Here is a 17,112-nt window from a genome sequence, read left to right as displayed (position 1 = left end):
CAGCTATGGCCTTTCTTTTACTTCACCGCATCACCCTTCAGCACACGCCACGCACCTACTCCGCGCATACTGTTGATGTATTCAGTGATTTTTTTATCAGTATCAGAACTATGCGTATAAATTTTGCCATCTGCAGCGTAAAGCCTATGATTAAACACCACGTCTTGATTTTCAAACATATTTGATTGCAATGCAGCATAAGTAAAACCAGCAGGTCCAACAATTTCTGCCAAAGTTCCTGCCAACTGCATGTGGTCACCAACAGATTTATCATTAAACCAAGCTTGCTGCACACCGGCACCATAAAAAATACACGGTATAGACGACAAAGTGCGTGTATCCTGCTCCTTTACAAAGCTGAAGCGCTCCGAATGATCACCGGTAATAACAAAAAGCGTATCACTGTACATGCTTTGCGCCTGCTTTACAAAATCACCCATCGTTTTATCCGCATACCAGATATGACCAAGCTCTGTAAGTGTTTTTTCATCACTGGCAATATCTGCAGGCAGCTTGCTCTTAACCTTTGCTCTTGGGAAGCCCATACCATCCACATCAATGCTGTAAGGCGGATGATTAGTTGTTGTAAGCACCACATGGAAAACCTTTTCCTGCTCTTTTTCCTTGCTCATATAAGCTTCGATTTGCTTAAATAAAGCAGCATCCGAACAGCCCCAGGCATTACCGCTATCATCACTGAACTCATCTGCACAATGAAATTCATCAAAGCTTTGCGCTTTAGTAAATTTGCCGATATTTTGCCATCCAGAAAAGCCACCATACCAAAAAACAGTCTTGTAACCAAGCTGCTTCATAATATAGCCAATACCGGTAGCATACTTGCCATTAAAGCTATTTGCCTGATAGTTTTCATATAACCCCATATCAGGAATACCGCTTACCAAACCATTAACAGCAGAAATTGTTCCGCTGCCATGTGGCAGCATAGTAGCAACGTGAGCAGCATCAGCAGAATTTTGCAAAGACAGCATATTATCAACCAATCCCAAATCCTTGTACTTAGGTAAAAATGGCCAATTACCAAAGCTTTCACCAACTATAAGCACAATGTTGCGTGGTTGCTTAGCCAGCTTAGGCTGTTTAACAGTATGTATAAAGGCCTTGTCAATGCTGTCTGCAGCTTTATTGCCACCACTTGCAGCAATTTTTTCACGCAGCTGTGCTACAGTAATGTTGATATTTGTCACCTTATCAATTTTACGCTTCATATCACGTACACGGTATAAGGCTTGTCCATCATCCAAAATTGCTTCGTTCAAAAGATTGGATTTTAAGCGTGCAGCACTTTCCCAATTGATGGAATGAGCATAGTTAAAAGCACCGCCATAACGCACAAATACACATAAAACTGCGAGCACAGGCAATGTCAATGCAATTACCAGTTTTTTATGCTGTACTTCAACGAAGGATTTAGCAGGCAGCTTGTGTAACCATATACGCAATCCATAAGCCAAAGCAATGCCCAAAACCATAGCTAAAGGAAAACGCCACAATAACTGGTACTCTTTAACCGCAGTCACAAATATCGCATAAATATCATCATGCGCACCATTTATAAGCATCATATTAAAGGCTGCATTAAAAATCTTGTAATACGGTATGCGCGTCATAAAGCAAACAGCAAAGAAAACTAAGGCCACAGCATGCCAGCAAAAACGTAGCTTGTCTGCTGGCCAATTTTTCACAATAAGCTTCGGCAAAGTTGCAAACACAAAGCTAATCAGAGCTATCATGCCTGCTGTCTTTAAGCTTAAGCGCAGTCCTAACAATAAAGCCATCGGAACATCGCCATATTCACCGTTAAGCTGTCCGTTGTAAATAGTAATAAAGGCTATACGAAATACCGTAAAAACCAAGCACCAATAAATAAATGCCTTGAGATCCTGCTGCAGGTTTTCAAAAAATCTTGCGTAAGAATTCATATAAAGCTTTCATCTCCCCATATTTTATGCAAATCTAACTAATTATACCATACTTTTCGCTTAGCATCTGCTTATGATTCAGAAGAATTCTATTTTTTAATTAGAATAAGCAAATTGGTTCATTCGTCAAAACAGATATTTTCATTAAGGAATAAATTCAATCACTACTAAATCTCTCTGCTTACCTCTCTCCAATGCCAATCGTACTAAAAATCCCCCTGACAAATCAATGCCAAGGGGATAATACTGTACAAACTTATATTATTTCAGAGACGGAAGCAGCTTTTCTATTAGGCGATATACTTCTGTTCCGGGCGTGAATTGAGAAGCCTTCTTGCCTTTATTGATATTGGCAAGTTTCTTGGCATTGCTAATAACCTGCTCCATATAAGGTTCCAAAAGCTGGTACATATCAGACCTGTTTTTCTTATATTCACTTGTGTTTAATTTAGCCAGGCACGAACTGAGCTTTGCCCAATATTCCTGACGATGTAAATCGGAATGAATAAACGAGAAATGCAGCAGGAACCATAGTTCAATGCATTGGTTTGACCAAAGCGCGTGATAAGTAGTTTCTTCGTTACTATAAGTATGGCAAAGGTCGACAACCTTATCAATGTTTTGCGCAGGAAAATCGTCAGTATCATAGACAATCCATACATGCTTATAGATATTGGAGCTTTTGGCAACTTTTTGCTTAACTTTCTGTAAAAGGTTGAGAGTATTATCACCTACACCGATAATATCTAGCTGCACTCTGCCACGATATTTGCTGTTGATAGTGTTTTTGACACCTTGGAAGTAAGCCGGCTCTGTGCTTATACCTTCGGTAGTTATAAGATGATACTCAGGCTGAATCTTTTTGGGAGTGTCACGTCTGGGTTTAAGCCAGGATTTCTTCAAGTCGCCTTTTTTCGGAGGTTTTAAGCTCATTGCCATTCACCATCCTTCAGCATATTCTGCAAGTATGGGTCTGCACCGTAACGTCCTTCAAGATACTGCTTGTCATAAGCTGCAGTATTGTTGATACGCTCGTTGTTTTCTTTGCGGATTTCATAGAGCGAGTACAGCTCGCTGCTGTGGTTATCTCCTTCAGCAGCAAACCAAATCTCGTCACGGCGGTAAACAGTGTTTTTCATAGTTGCTATATCGTGAGAGGTGAAAATTAGTTGCGCTCCATGCGTATTTAGCTTAGGATTTTTAAACAGAGCTATGATGTAACGCAGCAGCTTCGGATGAAGCTTGGCATCTAATTCGTCAATAACTGCTAACCGGCCTTCTGCTAAAGCAATCAGTAGTATCGGCAATGCTGCAATGAGCTTTTTAGTACCATCGGATTCATCTTTATAGGATAACTCGTAGGTTTTTCCATGCAGTGTTCTTTGCATGATGAGTTGTTTGCTATCGTTGTCGTAGCGATAGCCGTTGATATCAATACCCATATCATTTAAAGCACTTATAATTTGCCGGCGTATGGTTTTGTTATCAGACAGCATTATCTGTAATTCAGCTTCAGGATTAGCATAGCTGCGGATAATGCAGCTTTCAAACCATTTTTGAGCGTCGTTGATAGCAGGGATATCATAGTTGATTGCCAAGAACGATAAGTAGGGCATCTTTGGATTTACATCTCTATTTATGGATGCCTTGTTTATGCTAGAGCCTAAAATAATAACCTTACCTTCTCGGTCAAAAATATGGGCGGTGCGTTTGCCGCCTATTTTTTTTCTGTCCAGTGCTTCGGCAATGATTTCATCATGAAGCATAGAAAGGTAATAGCGGTACTCATAGCCATTAGTACGGAAGTAAAGCAGGAATTCTGTAGGCTCATTAGAGGTTTTTTCATCAAACAGGAAGGGCGTGCAAGATACTTTTTGCTGTACTATAAGCTTAGTACGAGTTTTTTCCATATCGTAGATAGGTTTTACCACGGTGGAGATAAGGCAGGTTAAAGCCTGCAGCATATTTGTTTTACCGCCGCCGTTAGGTCCATAGATAGCTGCTACAGGTAAAAGATTACTCGCTGGCTTGCAGTAAATAATATTTTCGGCAAACTTAGGCAGATTAGCTGCCTGCATATCAAAAACTGTTTCATCTTTATATGATTTGAAATTTTTAAATGAAAATTGACAGAGCATGAAATCAACTCCTTTCATGCTCATTGTAACATTAAAAACGCCAAAAATCAATTTTATAAGCCCATTTTAGAAAATATTTTACTGAAAACGGCATATAAAACATAAAATTTGTTTTTTTAGCTGCTACTGGAAGTGCCTTTAGGCGTTTTTCACCCAAACTCTAAACTATTGGCATTGTTTAATATTCTATCATTTTCCCTAACGAATATCATACGCGTACATTATTCTACTATACAACTACATTTAAAGTGCAAAATAAGGAGCAGCTTAAGCCGCTCCCTATCTATTCTTCATCTTTCTTTATCCTGCGCTGCAGCAAAACAAGACGCAACGACAAAACAACAGCACTGCAGATTACGCCGATATCCAGGCTCTGCCAATAAGCAAAGGCACCATTATTGAACTTGTAATCCAAAAGCAGACCCACCGGCAGGCAAATTGCCCAATAAGCCAGCATGCTGCACCAAAATGTAGCATTAACGTCCTTGTAGCCACGCAAAATTCCCTGTATCGGCGCCGCGACTGCGTCGCCTCCCTGCCACATAATAGCGTAGATAATAAACACCTTCACCAGCTCAATGACGTGCGGATTCGTTGTATAAATGAGCGCAATATACTCACGCGTCACCAGCTCCAGCGCCATGTAAACCATAGCAATAAAAAGGCTCATCTCCAGTCCCAATGCCGTGTAATCGCGCGCCCCCTGATAGTTTTTCGCACCATATTCAACGCCCACCACGATCGTCAGCGCCAGCGAGAAGCTCATAGGAAACATATAAATAAGCGAGGAGAAGTTAAGTGCCGCCTGATGCGCAGCAATAACCTCTGTGCCGAATTTGGCAATAAACAGCGCCACAACGCCGAAGATGCTCGTTTCCATAAAAATGGCCACGCCCATAGGCACACCGATGCGCAGATATTCTGCCACCAGCTGCTTTACTGGGCGCACAAAGCCCAGCACATCATACTGCTTGAATGGTGACAGCTTCGTCACCACCACCGCGAACATCACCAAAAGCAGCCAAAAGGTGATGCCCGTTGCTACGCCGGCGCCAATGCCGCCCAGGCGCGGCAAGCCCAGCTTGCCGAAAATCAGCACATAGTTCAGGAAGGCGTTGACAGGCAGCGCCAAAAGATAAATCTTCATCGACAGCTTGGTATAACCCAAAGTATCTACAAGGCTGCGCAGCGGTGTGATAAGGAAGAACGGCAGCACGCCTATGCCAAGACCGGCCATATACCACAGCGCAATGTGATAAACCTCCGGTGCCAGGCCCATGCCCTGCAAAAACGGCGGCAGAAAGATAACGCCACCGACAATTATCAGCACAGAAAAGGCTACAGCCAACAGCATGCCATGTCGTACTACCGTAGAGATTTTTTCCTTTTCGCCTGCCCCCAAAAGGTTGGCAATCAAAGGCATCGCCGCCAGCAAAATGCCTGCAAAGCAGGTCTGCACCGGCATCCAGATATTACCGCCGATGGCAGCGCCGGCCAAATCCGCATCACCTGCCTGCCCGGACATACTGGCATCAAAAAAGTTCATGCCCATAATCGCAATCTGCGTGCCGATAATCGGCAGCATAACGCTCAGCAGACGCTTAACCTTGTCCTTATAATCCTTGTGTAAAATTTTTAGCATATCATTACTCCCATTTTCCCTAATATAACAAAAGCCACACGGCTGCAAACACAGTCGTGTGGCGAAAAGATGACTATTGAATCAGAAAAAATCCACAACAATTTTTCAGATTTAATTTTAACAATAAGCAGCCTGCTTGTCAAGCTCAGTCTTCTGCTTCTGCCAATTCGGAAAGATAAGCCCAACGGTCCACCATCTCATCCAGCTTTTGCTGCACAGCCTCCTGCTGCTTAGTTAAAGCTGCCAGACGGGTGAAGTCACTGCCGCATTGGTTGATTTCCGCACCAAGCATTTTCAGCTCTGCCTCACTGCGCGCAATCTCCTGGTCAAGACGCTCCAGCTCCAGGCGCTCGCCATAAGTCATTTTCTTCTTCGCAGGCTCTTCGGCAGGCTTTGCTGCAGCCACCGGCTTAGCCTTAATAGGCTGCGCCTGCTGCGCACTTTCCTCCTGCAGAGCTTCTGCATAATCGCTGTAGCCGCCGATATACGGCTTAATGCTGCCATCCTGCTCCAATGCGAAAATCTTTTGCGCAAAGCGGTCGAGGAAGTAACGGTCATGGGAAACGGCGATAACCGCACCGGCGAAGCTGTCCAGATAATCCTCCAAAACAGAAAGTGTCGGGATATCCAAATCATTTGTCGGTTCGTCCAAAAGCAGCACGTTCGGTGCCGTCATCAGCACACGCAACAGATACAGACGGCGTTTTTCACCGCCACTGAGCTTGGACACCGGCACCCATTGCAGCTCCGGCGGGAAGAGGAAGCGTTCCAGCATCTGTGCCGCACTGATGCGCTGACCGTCGGCCGTTTCAATGTAATTATTTGCTTCCTTGATATATTCCAGCACACGCATATTGCTGTCCGGAAACTCGCTGTGCTGTGCAAAATAGCCAATCTTCACAGTCTGGCCTACGCGCATTTCGCCGCTCGTAGGCTGCAGCTTACCGGCAATGATATCCATCAGCGTTGATTTGCCTGCGCCATTAGGACCGACGATACCGATGCGGTCATTACGCAGCAGGATATAGCTGAAATCCTTGATATAATCCTTACCGTCCCACACCATGCCGATGTCTTCCAGCTCGATGATTGTTTTGCCAAGACGACTGCTGACGGAGGACATCTCCAGATTTGCTTCCGTCTTTACATTCTTCACTTCCGCTTCAATCTGAGCAAAGCGCTCCACGCGGTCCTTCTTTTTGGTACGGCGTGCTTCCGCACCACGGCTGATCCAGGCCAGCTCGCGGCGGTAAATGTTGCGCAGCTTTTGCGCAGCAGAGGCCTCCGCAATACGGCGTTCCTCACGCTTTTGCAGGAAGAGGCTGTAGTTACCGACGTAAACATAACCCTTGCCGCCGTCTATCTCCAAGGTACGATTAACAACACGATCAAAGAAATAACGGTCATGGGTTACCATCAGCAGCGCACCCTTGCGCGCCAACAGCTTTTGCTCCAGCCAGGCAACAGTGGCGTTATCCATATGGTTGGTAGGCTCGTCCAAAATCAGCAGGTCCGACGGACGCACCAGCACACCGGCCAAGGCCACACGCTTGCGCTGGCCGCCGCTCAGCTCGCCCATCTGCTGCTGCAGATTAGTAATGCCAAGCTGCGTAAGCACCGCCTTCGCTTCGCTTTCCAGCTGCCAGGCATATTTATCATCCATCTGCTGCTGCAAATCAAGCAAATGCTTTTGCAGCTTTTTGTTATCAGGCTCCGTTGCAGCCTGCTCCACCGCACTTTCGTAATCACGCAACAGCACCATCAGCGGCGAATCGCCTTTAAAAACCTGCTCCAGAACAGTTGCGTCTGCCTCAAACGGCGGATCCTGCGGCAGATATTCCATCACCACGCCGCCGGGAATCGTCAGCTTGCCGTCACCGGCCTCATGATGGGCAATCATGCGCAGCAAGGTACTTTTACCGGTGCCGTTGACACCGATAATACCGTACTTGTCGCCTTCCTCTACGTTAAATGTAATATTTTCAAACAACAATCTGTCGCCATAGCTGTACGACAAATCCTCTGCACTTAAAATCATTTTACTTATCTCCCTGTGAAAAATTTACACTCTAAAATTATATCACGCCTGCTGATAAAAGTAAAAAGGACGAACCGCTAAGGCTCGCCCTTCGTATTGCTATTTCACTATAACCTGTAAATTTTCGTTTTCCTCTGCTGCGTCCTGCAAAACCTGCAGCAGCTGCTCGCCATACCAGCCCAGCTTTTCATTGTCGGTAATATCAGCAGGCACAATAATCTGCGTCGGCTCGGCAATTTCTGTCAGGCAATCATACAACGCGTCTAAATTGGCACCGTAGTACACAGGCAATGCCAGCGCGCTGCGCAGATATTTATGCAGCGCAGGCACAGAGGTCATGCGCTCAAGGTCTAATGTGATTGTTCTCATAATAATCTCCTTATTTTCCGTAAAGCTTGCTGAAGGACTTGTAGTGATCACCGGTATAGTAAATCAGACCATCGTTGGAAAAGACAATGCGCTTCGCGTTACGATTACCCTTCACATAATCAATGTCACATTCCTTCCAGTTACGGCCGTTTTTCTTCGGCAGCTTGCCTTCGTAATTGCCGTAGCGGTCGCCGCCGATGGATTTGCCGGGTGCAACCTTGTCTAGGGTGCCTTTTGTCTGCCAGCCCAGCTTTTTGGCCTCGTTTTTCGTGATATAGTTGTGCGGCAATCGCTTATATTCGTTGATGTAGGCAGCAACGTGCTCCTTATCGGTGTAGGCAGCGCTTTCGCTGATTTTGATTTTGCCGCTGTTGGCCTTGACGTTGGCCGCAGTGTTCTGGCCATTGTTGCTCTTGGTTGTATTAACATTTGTTGTCTGGGTTGTCTGTTTATCGTTGCTCTTGAGGCTGTTACTGCCGCAGCCGGCAATTACGCTGACGCTGAGCAGCATCGCCAGGAAGAACGCTAAAAGTTTTTGCATAAGTATGCTCCTTTCGTTTTCTTTTCATTATATCATATACAAAAAATCGGCGCACCATATCATGATACGCCGCCCCCCAAAAGTTCACAAGTAATTCCTTGAAAAAAACTCTGCTTCATGTTATATTATAGATAAAGAAGACAACCGCCCAAGCATTTCGTGCCATTCCAATCGGCTTACGCCTCTTGGGGCACTATTGCATGGCGTGCATAAACCAATCAGCAGCGTCCTACGGACTTGCTTCTTGGATGCACCCGCAAAGGTGGGTTGCCGCTTAAATTAGGTTTGAAAAACCGTCTCTAGCTCGCAAATTACAGAGGCGGTTTTTCTATGTCTAGACTATCTGCTGTACTGAAAGATAAAAGTCAGCAATGCCAGAATGAACATGCCAAAAGCCATCAGGTCTTTGGAATCATCGTTCCTCATAGACATCACCTCGATTCTCTTAGAGAATTTCAGCAATGCCACCCCGTAAACGGTTGTCTTAAAACATATTTTAGCATATAAAACAAAAACATACAACGAACAAACTGTGAAGTTTGCCGTTGTATGTTTTTTATTTATATCTTGTTTTTACCTTACATCTCTGCCATGAGTATAAACCGGCAGCAGCTTCGGCGACAACTCACCATGCACTCCGGCAGCCTTTTCTTCCTCAGCGTAGCGACGTACATGCTCCAGGCTCAGCTTGCCCAGCTTAACAGACTTCGCTGCTTCGGCAGCCTTAGTACCGGCAATGCGGCCAAAGACGATGATATCCAGCAGGCTGTTGCCCATCAGACGATTGGTGCCGTGAATACCGCCCACAGCTTCACCGGCAACAAACAGTCCCGGCAGCTTTGTTTCCGCATCCTTATCAATCAGAATACCGCCATTTTGGTAATGCAGCGTCGGATAGATCAAAATCGGTTCCTTACGCAAATCAATACCAAACTTAGCATACATACGCAGCATACCCGGAATGCGTTTGGCAATAGTGCCTTCACCATGCAGCATTTCAATCAGCGGCGTATCAAGCCACAGCGCCACGCCATCGAGCGCCTTCACGCCCTTGCCGCGGGCAGTACACTCGCGAATGATAGACGCAGCCGCCACATCACGGGTTTCCAGCGGATGCATAAAGATTTCGCCCTCGCTGTTTACCAGCTGCGCACCAATCGAGCGCACCTTTTCGGTAACCAGCGCACCGTAAATCTGCGCCGGATAAGCAACACCCGTCGGATGATATTGAATAGCATCCGCATAAATCAGCGGCGCACCGGCACGGTATGCCATAACAAGGCCGTCGGCAGTCGCACCATAATGGTTAGAAGTCGGGAAGCCCTGATAATGCAAGCGTCCTGCACCACCGGTTGCCATGATTACGCATTTAGCACGTACAACCTTGTACTCCTGCGCATCAAAATCCCACAGCACCGCACCGGCAGTTTTGCCCTCCTCGTCAAGCAGCAGCTCGACTGCGGGTGAAAACTCCAGCACCGGAATACCGCGGTTCTGCACTTCGTCACGCAGCACGCGCATGATCTCCGCACCGGTGTAATCGGCGCAGGCATGCATACGCTTACGGCTCGTGCCGCCGCCATGCGTCGTTACCATAGTGCCGTCCTGCTCCTTGTCGAACATAACGCCCAGCTTGCTCAGCCAGTCAATCGCCAAAGGTCCGTTGGTTACCAGCTCTTCCAACAGCTCGGGAATATTTTTGTAGTGACCGCCGCCAAAGGCATCCAGATAATGCTGCGCCGGGGAATCGTTGCCCTTATCCGCAGCCTGAATACCGCCCTCGGCCATCATCGTGTTGGCATCGCCCATACGCAGCTTCGTTACTACGAGGACGTTAGCACCGCCGTTATGTGCTTCCAACGCAGCGGAAGCACCGGCACCGCCGCCACCGATAACCAGCACATCAACGTCATAGTCCACTTTTTCCAAATCAAGCTCTACATCCTGCAGGCGGCTTTTGCCCTCCAGCAGCTGTGCCAATTCTACCGGCACCTTCTGGCCCTTGTTAGGACCAACCTCCAGCACCTTGAAGCCCTTGGAGCTGTAGTCCGGATGGAACTCCTTCAGCAGCTCGTCCTTCTCCTCTGCCGTAAAGCGTTCGATAGAAGCGTGCAGACGTTGGGCACGGGTAGCTTCAACCTTAGCCATAGATTTTAACATATCTTCAGTAAATGCACTCACCTTGCCGCACCTCCTTATTTTTCAATCTCACGCTTGTTATACAGGTCTTTGATTTCGTCCAAAGGCATATTTTTGAGCTTTTCCAACAGCGTTACATAATCGCCGTTTTCAATTTCGGCAACACGCTGAGCCAGATGCTCGCACTTCGGCGCAATATATTTGCCTGTCAGGCGACGGCACAGCAGGCCGACAGCGCTGTGGCTGATTTGCGCCGGGCAACGGGATGCACATATATTGCAGCCAACGCAGTCAAAGGAAGCATGTGCTGCCTTCTCATATTCGCCGCGCTGAGCGTAAGCAATATACTGCATAACATTCAGGCCCTGCGGACAGCCCTTCGTGCAGGCATTGCAGCCAATGCAGCTGAAGATTTCCGGATACAGCTGACCGACAATATTATCGCTTGCCTTAATCTCTTCGATATTAAAGGTGCGCTTGTTAATCGGGAAGGAATCAATCTTGCCAACGCACATGCCTTCCTCAACCTTCGTCTGGCAGGAAAGCACAACCTTCAGCTCCGTGCTGCCCTTCAGGCGATAAATTACTGCACAGGCTCCGCAAAAGCCGCTGCGGCAGCCACAGCCGCGCACCAGCTTAAAGCCTGCATATTCCATGGCATCCATAATGGTCAGGGTTGCCGGGACACTGTACTTTTTGCCCAGCAGGTAAACAGTTACCATTTCTTCCATATTTTTGCTCCTTATATTTTCTTCTCCAAAACGTATTTCAGAATCTCAAAGCTAAAATCCGCTATAAACGAAACAGCTTCATTACGAGCCATCAATATATCGTGTAAGGAATAGCAATTTTAGCAAATGAGTGCTTGGAAGCACAGGAACAAGGGTACGTAACTTACTGTTACTATATGACAAATTTTACCGAAGTTCCGTCTTGCTTCCGCACGAAATTTGCGTTATGCCCTAAGGCATAGGAAAATTGCTCCTGACTGGAACGATATATTTATGGCGACGCAAAATATAATCAATATTCGTCCGGTATCTCGTCCAGCTCATCGCAAGTAAACACCGGTCCATCCTTGCACACGTACTTCTTGCCGATATTACAGCGACCGCACTTACCAACGCCGCACTTCATGCGCAGCTCCAGCGTCGTATAAACCTGCTTCTTCTCAAAGCCCATCTCAATCAACGCCGCCAGGCACAGCTTAATCATAATCGGCGGACCGCACAGCAGCACCGTCTTATCCGGCGTAAACTTCAGGTCCTTCAGGAAATTAGGCACAAAGCCGACATTGCCCGTCCAGCCCTCCTGCGCACGGTCAATCGTCAGATGCACACGCGTATCCTTTTGCACCGGCCACACATTCGTCAGCTCGTCATAACGCACAAAATCTTCCTTGCTGCGTGCGCCGTAAACAACATCAATGCTGCCGTAATCCTCACGCTTGTCCAGCATATAATTGATTACACTGCGCAGCGGTGCCAAACCGATACCACCGGCAATAAACAGTAAATTCTTGCCCTTCAATTTATCCTCAACAGGGAAATGATTGCCGTAAGGTCCGCGCACTGCTATCTGCTGGCCCGGTTCAATATCAAAATGCAAAAAGTTCGTAATCGAGCCGCAGCGTTTAATGCTGAACTCCATATATTTTTCGTTCGTCGGAGAGGAGGTAATGGAAAAAATCGCCTCACCCTTACCGGGAACGGAAAGAATAGCGCATTGTCCCGGCAGATGCTCAAACAGCTTACCGCCGCCGATTTTCTCCACGCGGAAGGTTTTTACATCAGCTGTTTCCGTGCAGATATCCGTCACCACGCCAATCTGCGGAATCAAGGTATCCTGACAATTACACATCCTGCTTCACCTCCGCTTTTTCCAAGGCCTTGGCTACCTTGACGATATTCAGCTGCACCGGACACTTTTGCAGGCAGCGTCCACAGCCGACGCAAGCATATTCACCGTCATTGTTCTCCGGGAAATATACCAGCTTATGCATATAACGCTGACGGAAGCGCTCCACCTTCGTCTTACGCGGACTGCCATGCGCCATCAGCGTAAAATCCTTCGCCATGCAGCTGTCCCAGCAGCGATAGCGTTGCGTGCGCTCCTCAGTCTCCTGATAATCACGGATATCGTAGCAATGACAGGTAGGGCACACATAGGTACAAGTACAGCAGGACAGGCAGCCTGCAGCCATCTGTTCCCAGATTTTGCTGTTGAATACCTTCAGCTCATCCTTAGTCAGCTCGTCATTTACCTTGAAATCATGCAAAGGCAATACGCTCAAAATTTTCTGCGTCTGCTCCTGCTGCTCGCTGACCGCTGCCGCAGCATCTGCAGTTGCCTCCGCCAGCACACCGCCATCGACAAGCTTCGCTGTCAGCTCCTCGCCCTTGGCAGTCACAGCCTGCCAGCAAAGCTCCTCGCCTGCCAGCCAGGTCTGCACATCCGTCTCCGGAGCACCTGCGTCAATGCCAAAGGCATGGCAGAAGCAGGTTTCTTCTGGAGCACTGCAGCCTAAACCGATGAGCACGCATTGCTCGCGTCTTGTTTTGTAATATGTATCAACAGGTGCTTTTAAAAACACCTTATCTAAAATCTTAAAGCTGCGCGCATCGCAGGCACGCACGCCCATGACAATCGTCATGCCGGCAGGCGGAACATTCTGCTCCAGCGCCAGCTCCTTGCCGCTCGTCTTAAAGGTCAGCAGATTTTCTACCTGCGGGAAGAAAACATCCTTCGCGCTGCGGTTCGTCAGCGGCGCATCCAATGCAACCTCCACATCCTCGCGATACGGTGCGAAGTCCGCATGACCGCTCTTGTTCTTGCAGGGCAGCAGCAGCGTACCGATATTTTGCAGGGCTGCATATAACTTTGGCAGCTTATCCTTTGTTATCTTATACATGCTGCTCCCTCCCTTCTACCGCACTGTTGGCCTCGGGATCATTCTGCTTATAGCTTACCTGCGGTGCAGGCGTTTCGCTATCCGCACCGGCCTGATACTGGCCGAAGAAGCTGTTGATATCCTTCATAAACTTCATATTCAGCAGCTCCAGATGAATTCCCTGCGGGCAAACACGCGCACATTCGCCGCAGCCGGTGCAGCGCCCGGCAACGTGGAAGGCACGGATGATATGATACATCTGCTCCTCAACTTCGTCGGCATAAGCCTTGCCTGCTACCGGAGTATCAGACTTATCAAAAATGCATTGCTCGCAGCTGCACGCCGGGCAAATATCGCGGCAGGCATTGCAACGGATACACTTGGAAAGCTCACTTTGCCAGAAGGCAAAACGCTCCTCGGCGCTCATCGCTTCAATCTCCTTGACCTTGGCGAATTTATCACCGGTAAACTGCGGTACAGTCAACGGCTCAGCCAACTCCTCATCCGCAATTTTATAAGCAGCGCCCTTGCACATCAGGCATTTGTTCAGCAGCACGTCAGCCTTCGCCAGACGCTTTTCACCATAAGCGGTGTTGACAACAACCTCATCACCGTCTACGCTCACGCTGATGATACCCTTAGCACCGGCAGCCTTAATCTTGTTGATATCCAGCATACCGCTGCAGGGTGTGCCGATGGCGTAGACAAGCTCACGCTTAATGCGGTTATCCTTCAGCAGCTGGTTCACTCCGTATGTATCGCAAGGCTTTAAGAAAACAGCCGTCTTCTTGCCTGCATGGCTTGTTTCGATTAAATATTTGCAGAGATTGGCAGGGCAGAACTCATTATAAACGAGCTTGTCGCATTCGTCTGCGCTGCCAACAGCAGCAGGTGCGTTATCGTAAAAGAATTCGCCTGCCTGCCATGCTAGCACACGCTCTACTGTGCCCTCTGCCAACAGCTCAGCTGCACGCTTCTGCAGCAGCTTTTCTATTTTTTGCATCGCAAATCCCTCAACTTTACATTCTCACCCAATGCCGCAATATGCTCGGCAAAATCGTTCATCACCTGTGCAAAACGTGCGCCCTCGGCCGCACTAACCCATTCCACACGGAAGCGCTCACCGGCCACGCCCAGATAATCAAGCATACTGAGCAGCAGTGTCATACGACGGCGTGCATAATAGTTGCCTGTCGAATAATGGCAGTCGCCGGGGTGACAGCCGCACATGATGACACCATCCGCGCCACGCTGAAACGTGCGCAAGATAAAGAGCGGATTCACTCTGCAGGAGCAGGGAACCTTGATGATTTTGATATTAGCAGGATAATGCTTGCGGGCCGTTCCGGCACCGTCAGCACCGGCATAGCTGCACCAGTTACAGCAGAAGGCCACGATTTTCGGTTCAAAATTTTTCTTCTCTAGCATAATGCATCCACCTCTGCCAGAATTTGTTGATTAGTAAAGCCCTGCAAATCCATAGCACCACAGGGGCAGGCTACCGTGCAGGCACCGCAGCCCTGGCACAGCGCATTGTTTACCACAGCAACGGTACGTGTTTCGCGCACGCCCAGCTTAGTAATAACCTGCTTGCTCTCGCCGGTAATCGCACCATAGGGGCAGACATGCGTGCAAGCCAGGCAGCCGCTGCAAATGCTTGTATCGCACTGCGCAGTGCAGGGGTTCGTCAGCAGCTTATCCTTCGCCAGCAGGCCGACAACCTTAACGGCCGCCGCACCGGCCTGCGAAACAGTTTCCGGAATATCCTTCGGTCCCTGGCACATGCCGCTGAGGAAAATGCCTGCCGTCGGACTTTCAACCGGACGCAGCTTCGGATGCGCCTCTACGTAAAAGTCATCGTTATCAATGCTGGCAGTCAGCATCGTTGCCAGCTTGCGTGCATCGGGAGAAGGCTGCACAGCCGTCGCCAGTACTACTAAATCAGGATTCAGCATCAGTTTGCGACCGCTGTTCAAATCACTGGCAAAAACCGTCAGCTTGCCATCGCCATCAACAACAACCTTGCCTACCTGACCGCGTACATAATGCACGCCGTACTCTTCCACCGCACGGCGCTGGAACTCGTCAAAGCCCTTGCCCGGAGTACGTACATCTATATAAAAAACAGTTACATCCACATCAGGATATTTTTCGCGGATATACATCGCATGCTTGGCATTATACATGCAGCAAATTTTACTGCAGTAGCTCTTGCCACGACCGCTCACATCACGCGAGCCTACGCAGGAAACTATAATAACCTTCTTCGGCTCCTTACCGGTAGAAGGACAAACGAGATGACCTTCTGTCGGTCCTGCTGCGTTCGTCAGACGCTCCAGCTCCAGCGAGGTGATAACGTCCTTGCTGGCACCGTAGCCATATTCGCCGAACTTGTCGAGAGACAGCGTTTTAAAGCCTGTTGCCAGCACAATCGCACCATATTTTTCCGTGATCAGCTCATCGGTCTGCGTATAATCAATTGCTCCTGCCGGACAAAACTTGGAGCAGATACCGCATTTACCTGTCTTGAACTTAATGCAGGCCTCGCGGTCGATAACAGGCACCTTGGGAATCGCCTGCGCAAAGGGAATATAGATTGCGCCGCGATTCTTCAGTCCCATATCGAATTCACTCGGAGTTTTGCGGGACGGACATTTTTCGGTACAGATGCCGCAGCCGCTGCACATATCAGCCTTCACGCTGCGTGCCTTTTTGCGGATTGTCACATCAAAATTGCCCACGAAGCCGCTCACGCTTTCTACCTCGCTATAGGTATAGAGCGTAATATTTTCATGGTTTGCTGCATCCACCATCTTCGGTGTCAGGATGCAGGCAGAGCAGTCGAGTGTCGGGAAGGTTTTGTCGAGCTGCGCCATACGGCCGCCGATTGTCGGCTCCTTCTCCACAATATCAACCTTGTAGCCTGCTTCCGCAATATCCAGCGCCGTCTGAATACCGGCAATACCGCCGCCTATAACCAGTGCGCGCTTCACTACCTGGCTTTCGCCGGGCTTCAGCGCTCCGTTAAAGCGCACCTTGGCAATTGCTGCCTTGGCTAATTTAATCGCCTTCGCTGTCGCTTCGGCCTTATCCTTCAGCACCCAGGAGCATTGCTCGCGGATATTGGCAATCTCTACCATGTAGGGATTGATGCCAACGCCCTCCGCACATTTGCGGAAGGTTGCCTCGTGCATACGCGGCGAGCAGCTGCAGACAACAAGTCTGTCCAGCTTATAATCTGCCACAGCCTTGCGAATCAGCTCCTGGCCCTGCTCGGAGCACATATATTTATAATCGATGGCATAGGCAACGTCAGGAATTTGGCGCACTGCCTCTACCACCTGGGCAACATCTACCGTGCCGGCGATGTTGCTGCCACACCAACAAACAAAAACACCAATCTTTTGCACGT

General features: G+C 48.4%; 14 protein-coding genes. All 14 read right to left on the bottom strand.

Annotated elements, in window-relative coordinates:
• Positions 1-17: 17 nt before the first annotated feature.
• Positions 18-1,943: an LTA synthase family protein gene (locus HMPREF9443_RS05870; protein ID WP_009145622.1), complete on the bottom strand. Its 1,926-nt coding sequence runs from the start codon at positions 1,941-1,943 to the stop codon at positions 18-20.
• A gap of 261 nt (positions 1,944-2,204) precedes the next feature.
• Positions 2,205-2,882, bottom strand: a complete 678-nt coding sequence (locus HMPREF9443_RS05865; RefSeq protein WP_009145621.1) for an RloB family protein — start codon at positions 2,880-2,882, stop codon at positions 2,205-2,207.
• The gene (locus HMPREF9443_RS05860) at positions 2,873-4,081 is read right to left on the bottom strand and encodes an AAA family ATPase (protein WP_040565115.1); all 1,209 of its coding nucleotides are present in this window, start codon (positions 4,079-4,081) and stop codon (positions 2,873-2,875) included. The genes HMPREF9443_RS05865 and HMPREF9443_RS05860 overlap by 10 nt, the downstream gene beginning before the upstream one ends.
• Positions 4,082-4,364: 283 nt before the next feature.
• Complete coding sequence (locus HMPREF9443_RS05855) at positions 4,365-5,723, bottom strand: MATE family efflux transporter (RefSeq protein ID WP_009145618.1); 1,359 nt, start codon at positions 5,721-5,723, stop codon at positions 4,365-4,367.
• Positions 5,724-5,868: 145 nt separating this feature from the next.
• Positions 5,869-7,761: an ABC-F family ATP-binding cassette domain-containing protein gene (locus tag HMPREF9443_RS05850; protein WP_009145617.1), complete on the bottom strand. Its 1,893-nt coding sequence runs from the start codon at positions 7,759-7,761 to the stop codon at positions 5,869-5,871.
• A 99-nt stretch (positions 7,762-7,860) separates the two neighbouring features.
• Complete coding sequence (locus HMPREF9443_RS05845; protein ID WP_009145616.1) at positions 7,861-8,130, bottom strand: barstar family protein; 270 nt, start codon at positions 8,128-8,130, stop codon at positions 7,861-7,863.
• 10 nt (positions 8,131-8,140) lie between these two features.
• A complete protein-coding gene (locus HMPREF9443_RS05840; protein WP_009145615.1) occupies positions 8,141-8,671 on the bottom strand; it encodes a ribonuclease domain-containing protein in 531 nt (176 codons plus the stop codon).
• A gap of 573 nt (positions 8,672-9,244) precedes the next feature.
• Entirely contained in the window at positions 9,245-10,831 is a 1,587-nt protein-coding gene (locus HMPREF9443_RS05835) for an FAD-dependent oxidoreductase (RefSeq protein ID WP_009145613.1), read from the bottom strand.
• A gap of 35 nt (positions 10,832-10,866) precedes the next feature.
• Positions 10,867-11,541, bottom strand: a complete 675-nt coding sequence (locus HMPREF9443_RS05830) for a 4Fe-4S dicluster domain-containing protein (RefSeq protein WP_009145612.1) — start codon at positions 11,539-11,541, stop codon at positions 10,867-10,869.
• Positions 11,542-11,833: 292 nt separating this feature from the next.
• On the bottom strand, positions 11,834-12,670 hold the full coding sequence (locus HMPREF9443_RS05825) for an FAD/NAD(P)-binding protein (RefSeq protein WP_009145611.1): 837 nt from the start codon (positions 12,668-12,670) through the stop codon (positions 11,834-11,836).
• Positions 12,663-13,721: a 4Fe-4S dicluster domain-containing protein gene (locus HMPREF9443_RS05820; RefSeq protein ID WP_009145610.1), complete on the bottom strand. Its 1,059-nt coding sequence runs from the start codon at positions 13,719-13,721 to the stop codon at positions 12,663-12,665. The genes HMPREF9443_RS05825 and HMPREF9443_RS05820 overlap by 8 nt, the downstream gene beginning before the upstream one ends.
• Positions 13,714-14,703 carry a 4Fe-4S dicluster domain-containing protein gene (locus tag HMPREF9443_RS05815; protein WP_009145609.1) on the bottom strand — a complete coding sequence of 330 codons (990 nt, stop codon included), beginning with the start codon at positions 14,701-14,703 and terminating at the stop codon, positions 13,714-13,716. The genes HMPREF9443_RS05820 and HMPREF9443_RS05815 overlap by 8 nt, the downstream gene beginning before the upstream one ends.
• The gene (locus tag HMPREF9443_RS05810) at positions 14,691-15,128 is read right to left on the bottom strand and encodes a hydrogenase iron-sulfur subunit (RefSeq protein ID WP_040565114.1); all 438 of its coding nucleotides are present in this window, start codon (positions 15,126-15,128) and stop codon (positions 14,691-14,693) included. The genes HMPREF9443_RS05815 and HMPREF9443_RS05810 overlap by 13 nt, the downstream gene beginning before the upstream one ends.
• Entirely contained in the window at positions 15,122-17,110 is a 1,989-nt protein-coding gene (locus HMPREF9443_RS05805; protein ID WP_009145606.1) for a CoB--CoM heterodisulfide reductase iron-sulfur subunit A family protein, read from the bottom strand. The genes HMPREF9443_RS05810 and HMPREF9443_RS05805 overlap by 7 nt, the downstream gene beginning before the upstream one ends.
• Positions 17,111-17,112: the final 2 nt, after the last annotated feature.

It is taken from the genome of Phascolarctobacterium succinatutens YIT 12067, assembly GCF_000188175.1.
Taxonomy (GTDB): domain Bacteria; phylum Bacillota; class Negativicutes; order Acidaminococcales; family Acidaminococcaceae; genus Phascolarctobacterium_A; species Phascolarctobacterium_A succinatutens.
Note: the sequence above shows the minus strand (reverse complement) of the source record. Positions and strands in the feature narration are given on the sequence as shown.

Bases quoted from the DNA above. Each gene is read 5' to 3' on its own strand.
- HMPREF9443_RS05870 (WP_009145622.1), bottom strand. From the start codon at position 1,943: ATGAATTCTTACGCAAGATTTTTTGAAAACCTGCAGCAGGATCTCAAG.
- HMPREF9443_RS05865 (WP_009145621.1), bottom strand. From the start codon at position 2,882: ATGGCAATGAGCTTAAAACCTCCGAAAAAAGGCGACTTGAAGAAATCC.
- HMPREF9443_RS05860 (WP_040565115.1), bottom strand. From the start codon at position 4,081: ATGCTCTGTCAATTTTCATTTAAAAATTTCAAATCATATAAAGATGAA.
- HMPREF9443_RS05855 (WP_009145618.1), bottom strand. From the start codon at position 5,723: ATGCTAAAAATTTTACACAAGGATTATAAGGACAAGGTTAAGCGTCTG.
- HMPREF9443_RS05850 (WP_009145617.1), bottom strand. From the start codon at position 7,761: ATGATTTTAAGTGCAGAGGATTTGTCGTACAGCTATGGCGACAGATTG.
- HMPREF9443_RS05845 (WP_009145616.1), bottom strand. From the start codon at position 8,130: ATGAGAACAATCACATTAGACCTTGAGCGCATGACCTCTGTGCCTGCG.
- HMPREF9443_RS05840 (WP_009145615.1), bottom strand. From the start codon at position 8,671: ATGCAAAAACTTTTAGCGTTCTTCCTGGCGATGCTGCTCAGCGTCAGC.
- HMPREF9443_RS05835 (WP_009145613.1), bottom strand. From the start codon at position 10,831: ATGTTAAAATCTATGGCTAAGGTTGAAGCTACCCGTGCCCAACGTCTG.
- HMPREF9443_RS05830 (WP_009145612.1), bottom strand. From the start codon at position 11,541: ATGGAAGAAATGGTAACTGTTTACCTGCTGGGCAAAAAGTACAGTGTC.
- HMPREF9443_RS05825 (WP_009145611.1), bottom strand. From the start codon at position 12,670: ATGTGTAATTGTCAGGATACCTTGATTCCGCAGATTGGCGTGGTGACG.
- HMPREF9443_RS05820 (WP_009145610.1), bottom strand. From the start codon at position 13,721: ATGTATAAGATAACAAAGGATAAGCTGCCAAAGTTATATGCAGCCCTG.
- HMPREF9443_RS05815 (WP_009145609.1), bottom strand. From the start codon at position 14,703: ATGCAAAAAATAGAAAAGCTGCTGCAGAAGCGTGCAGCTGAGCTGTTG.
- HMPREF9443_RS05810 (WP_040565114.1), bottom strand. From the start codon at position 15,128: ATGCTAGAGAAGAAAAATTTTGAACCGAAAATCGTGGCCTTCTGCTGT.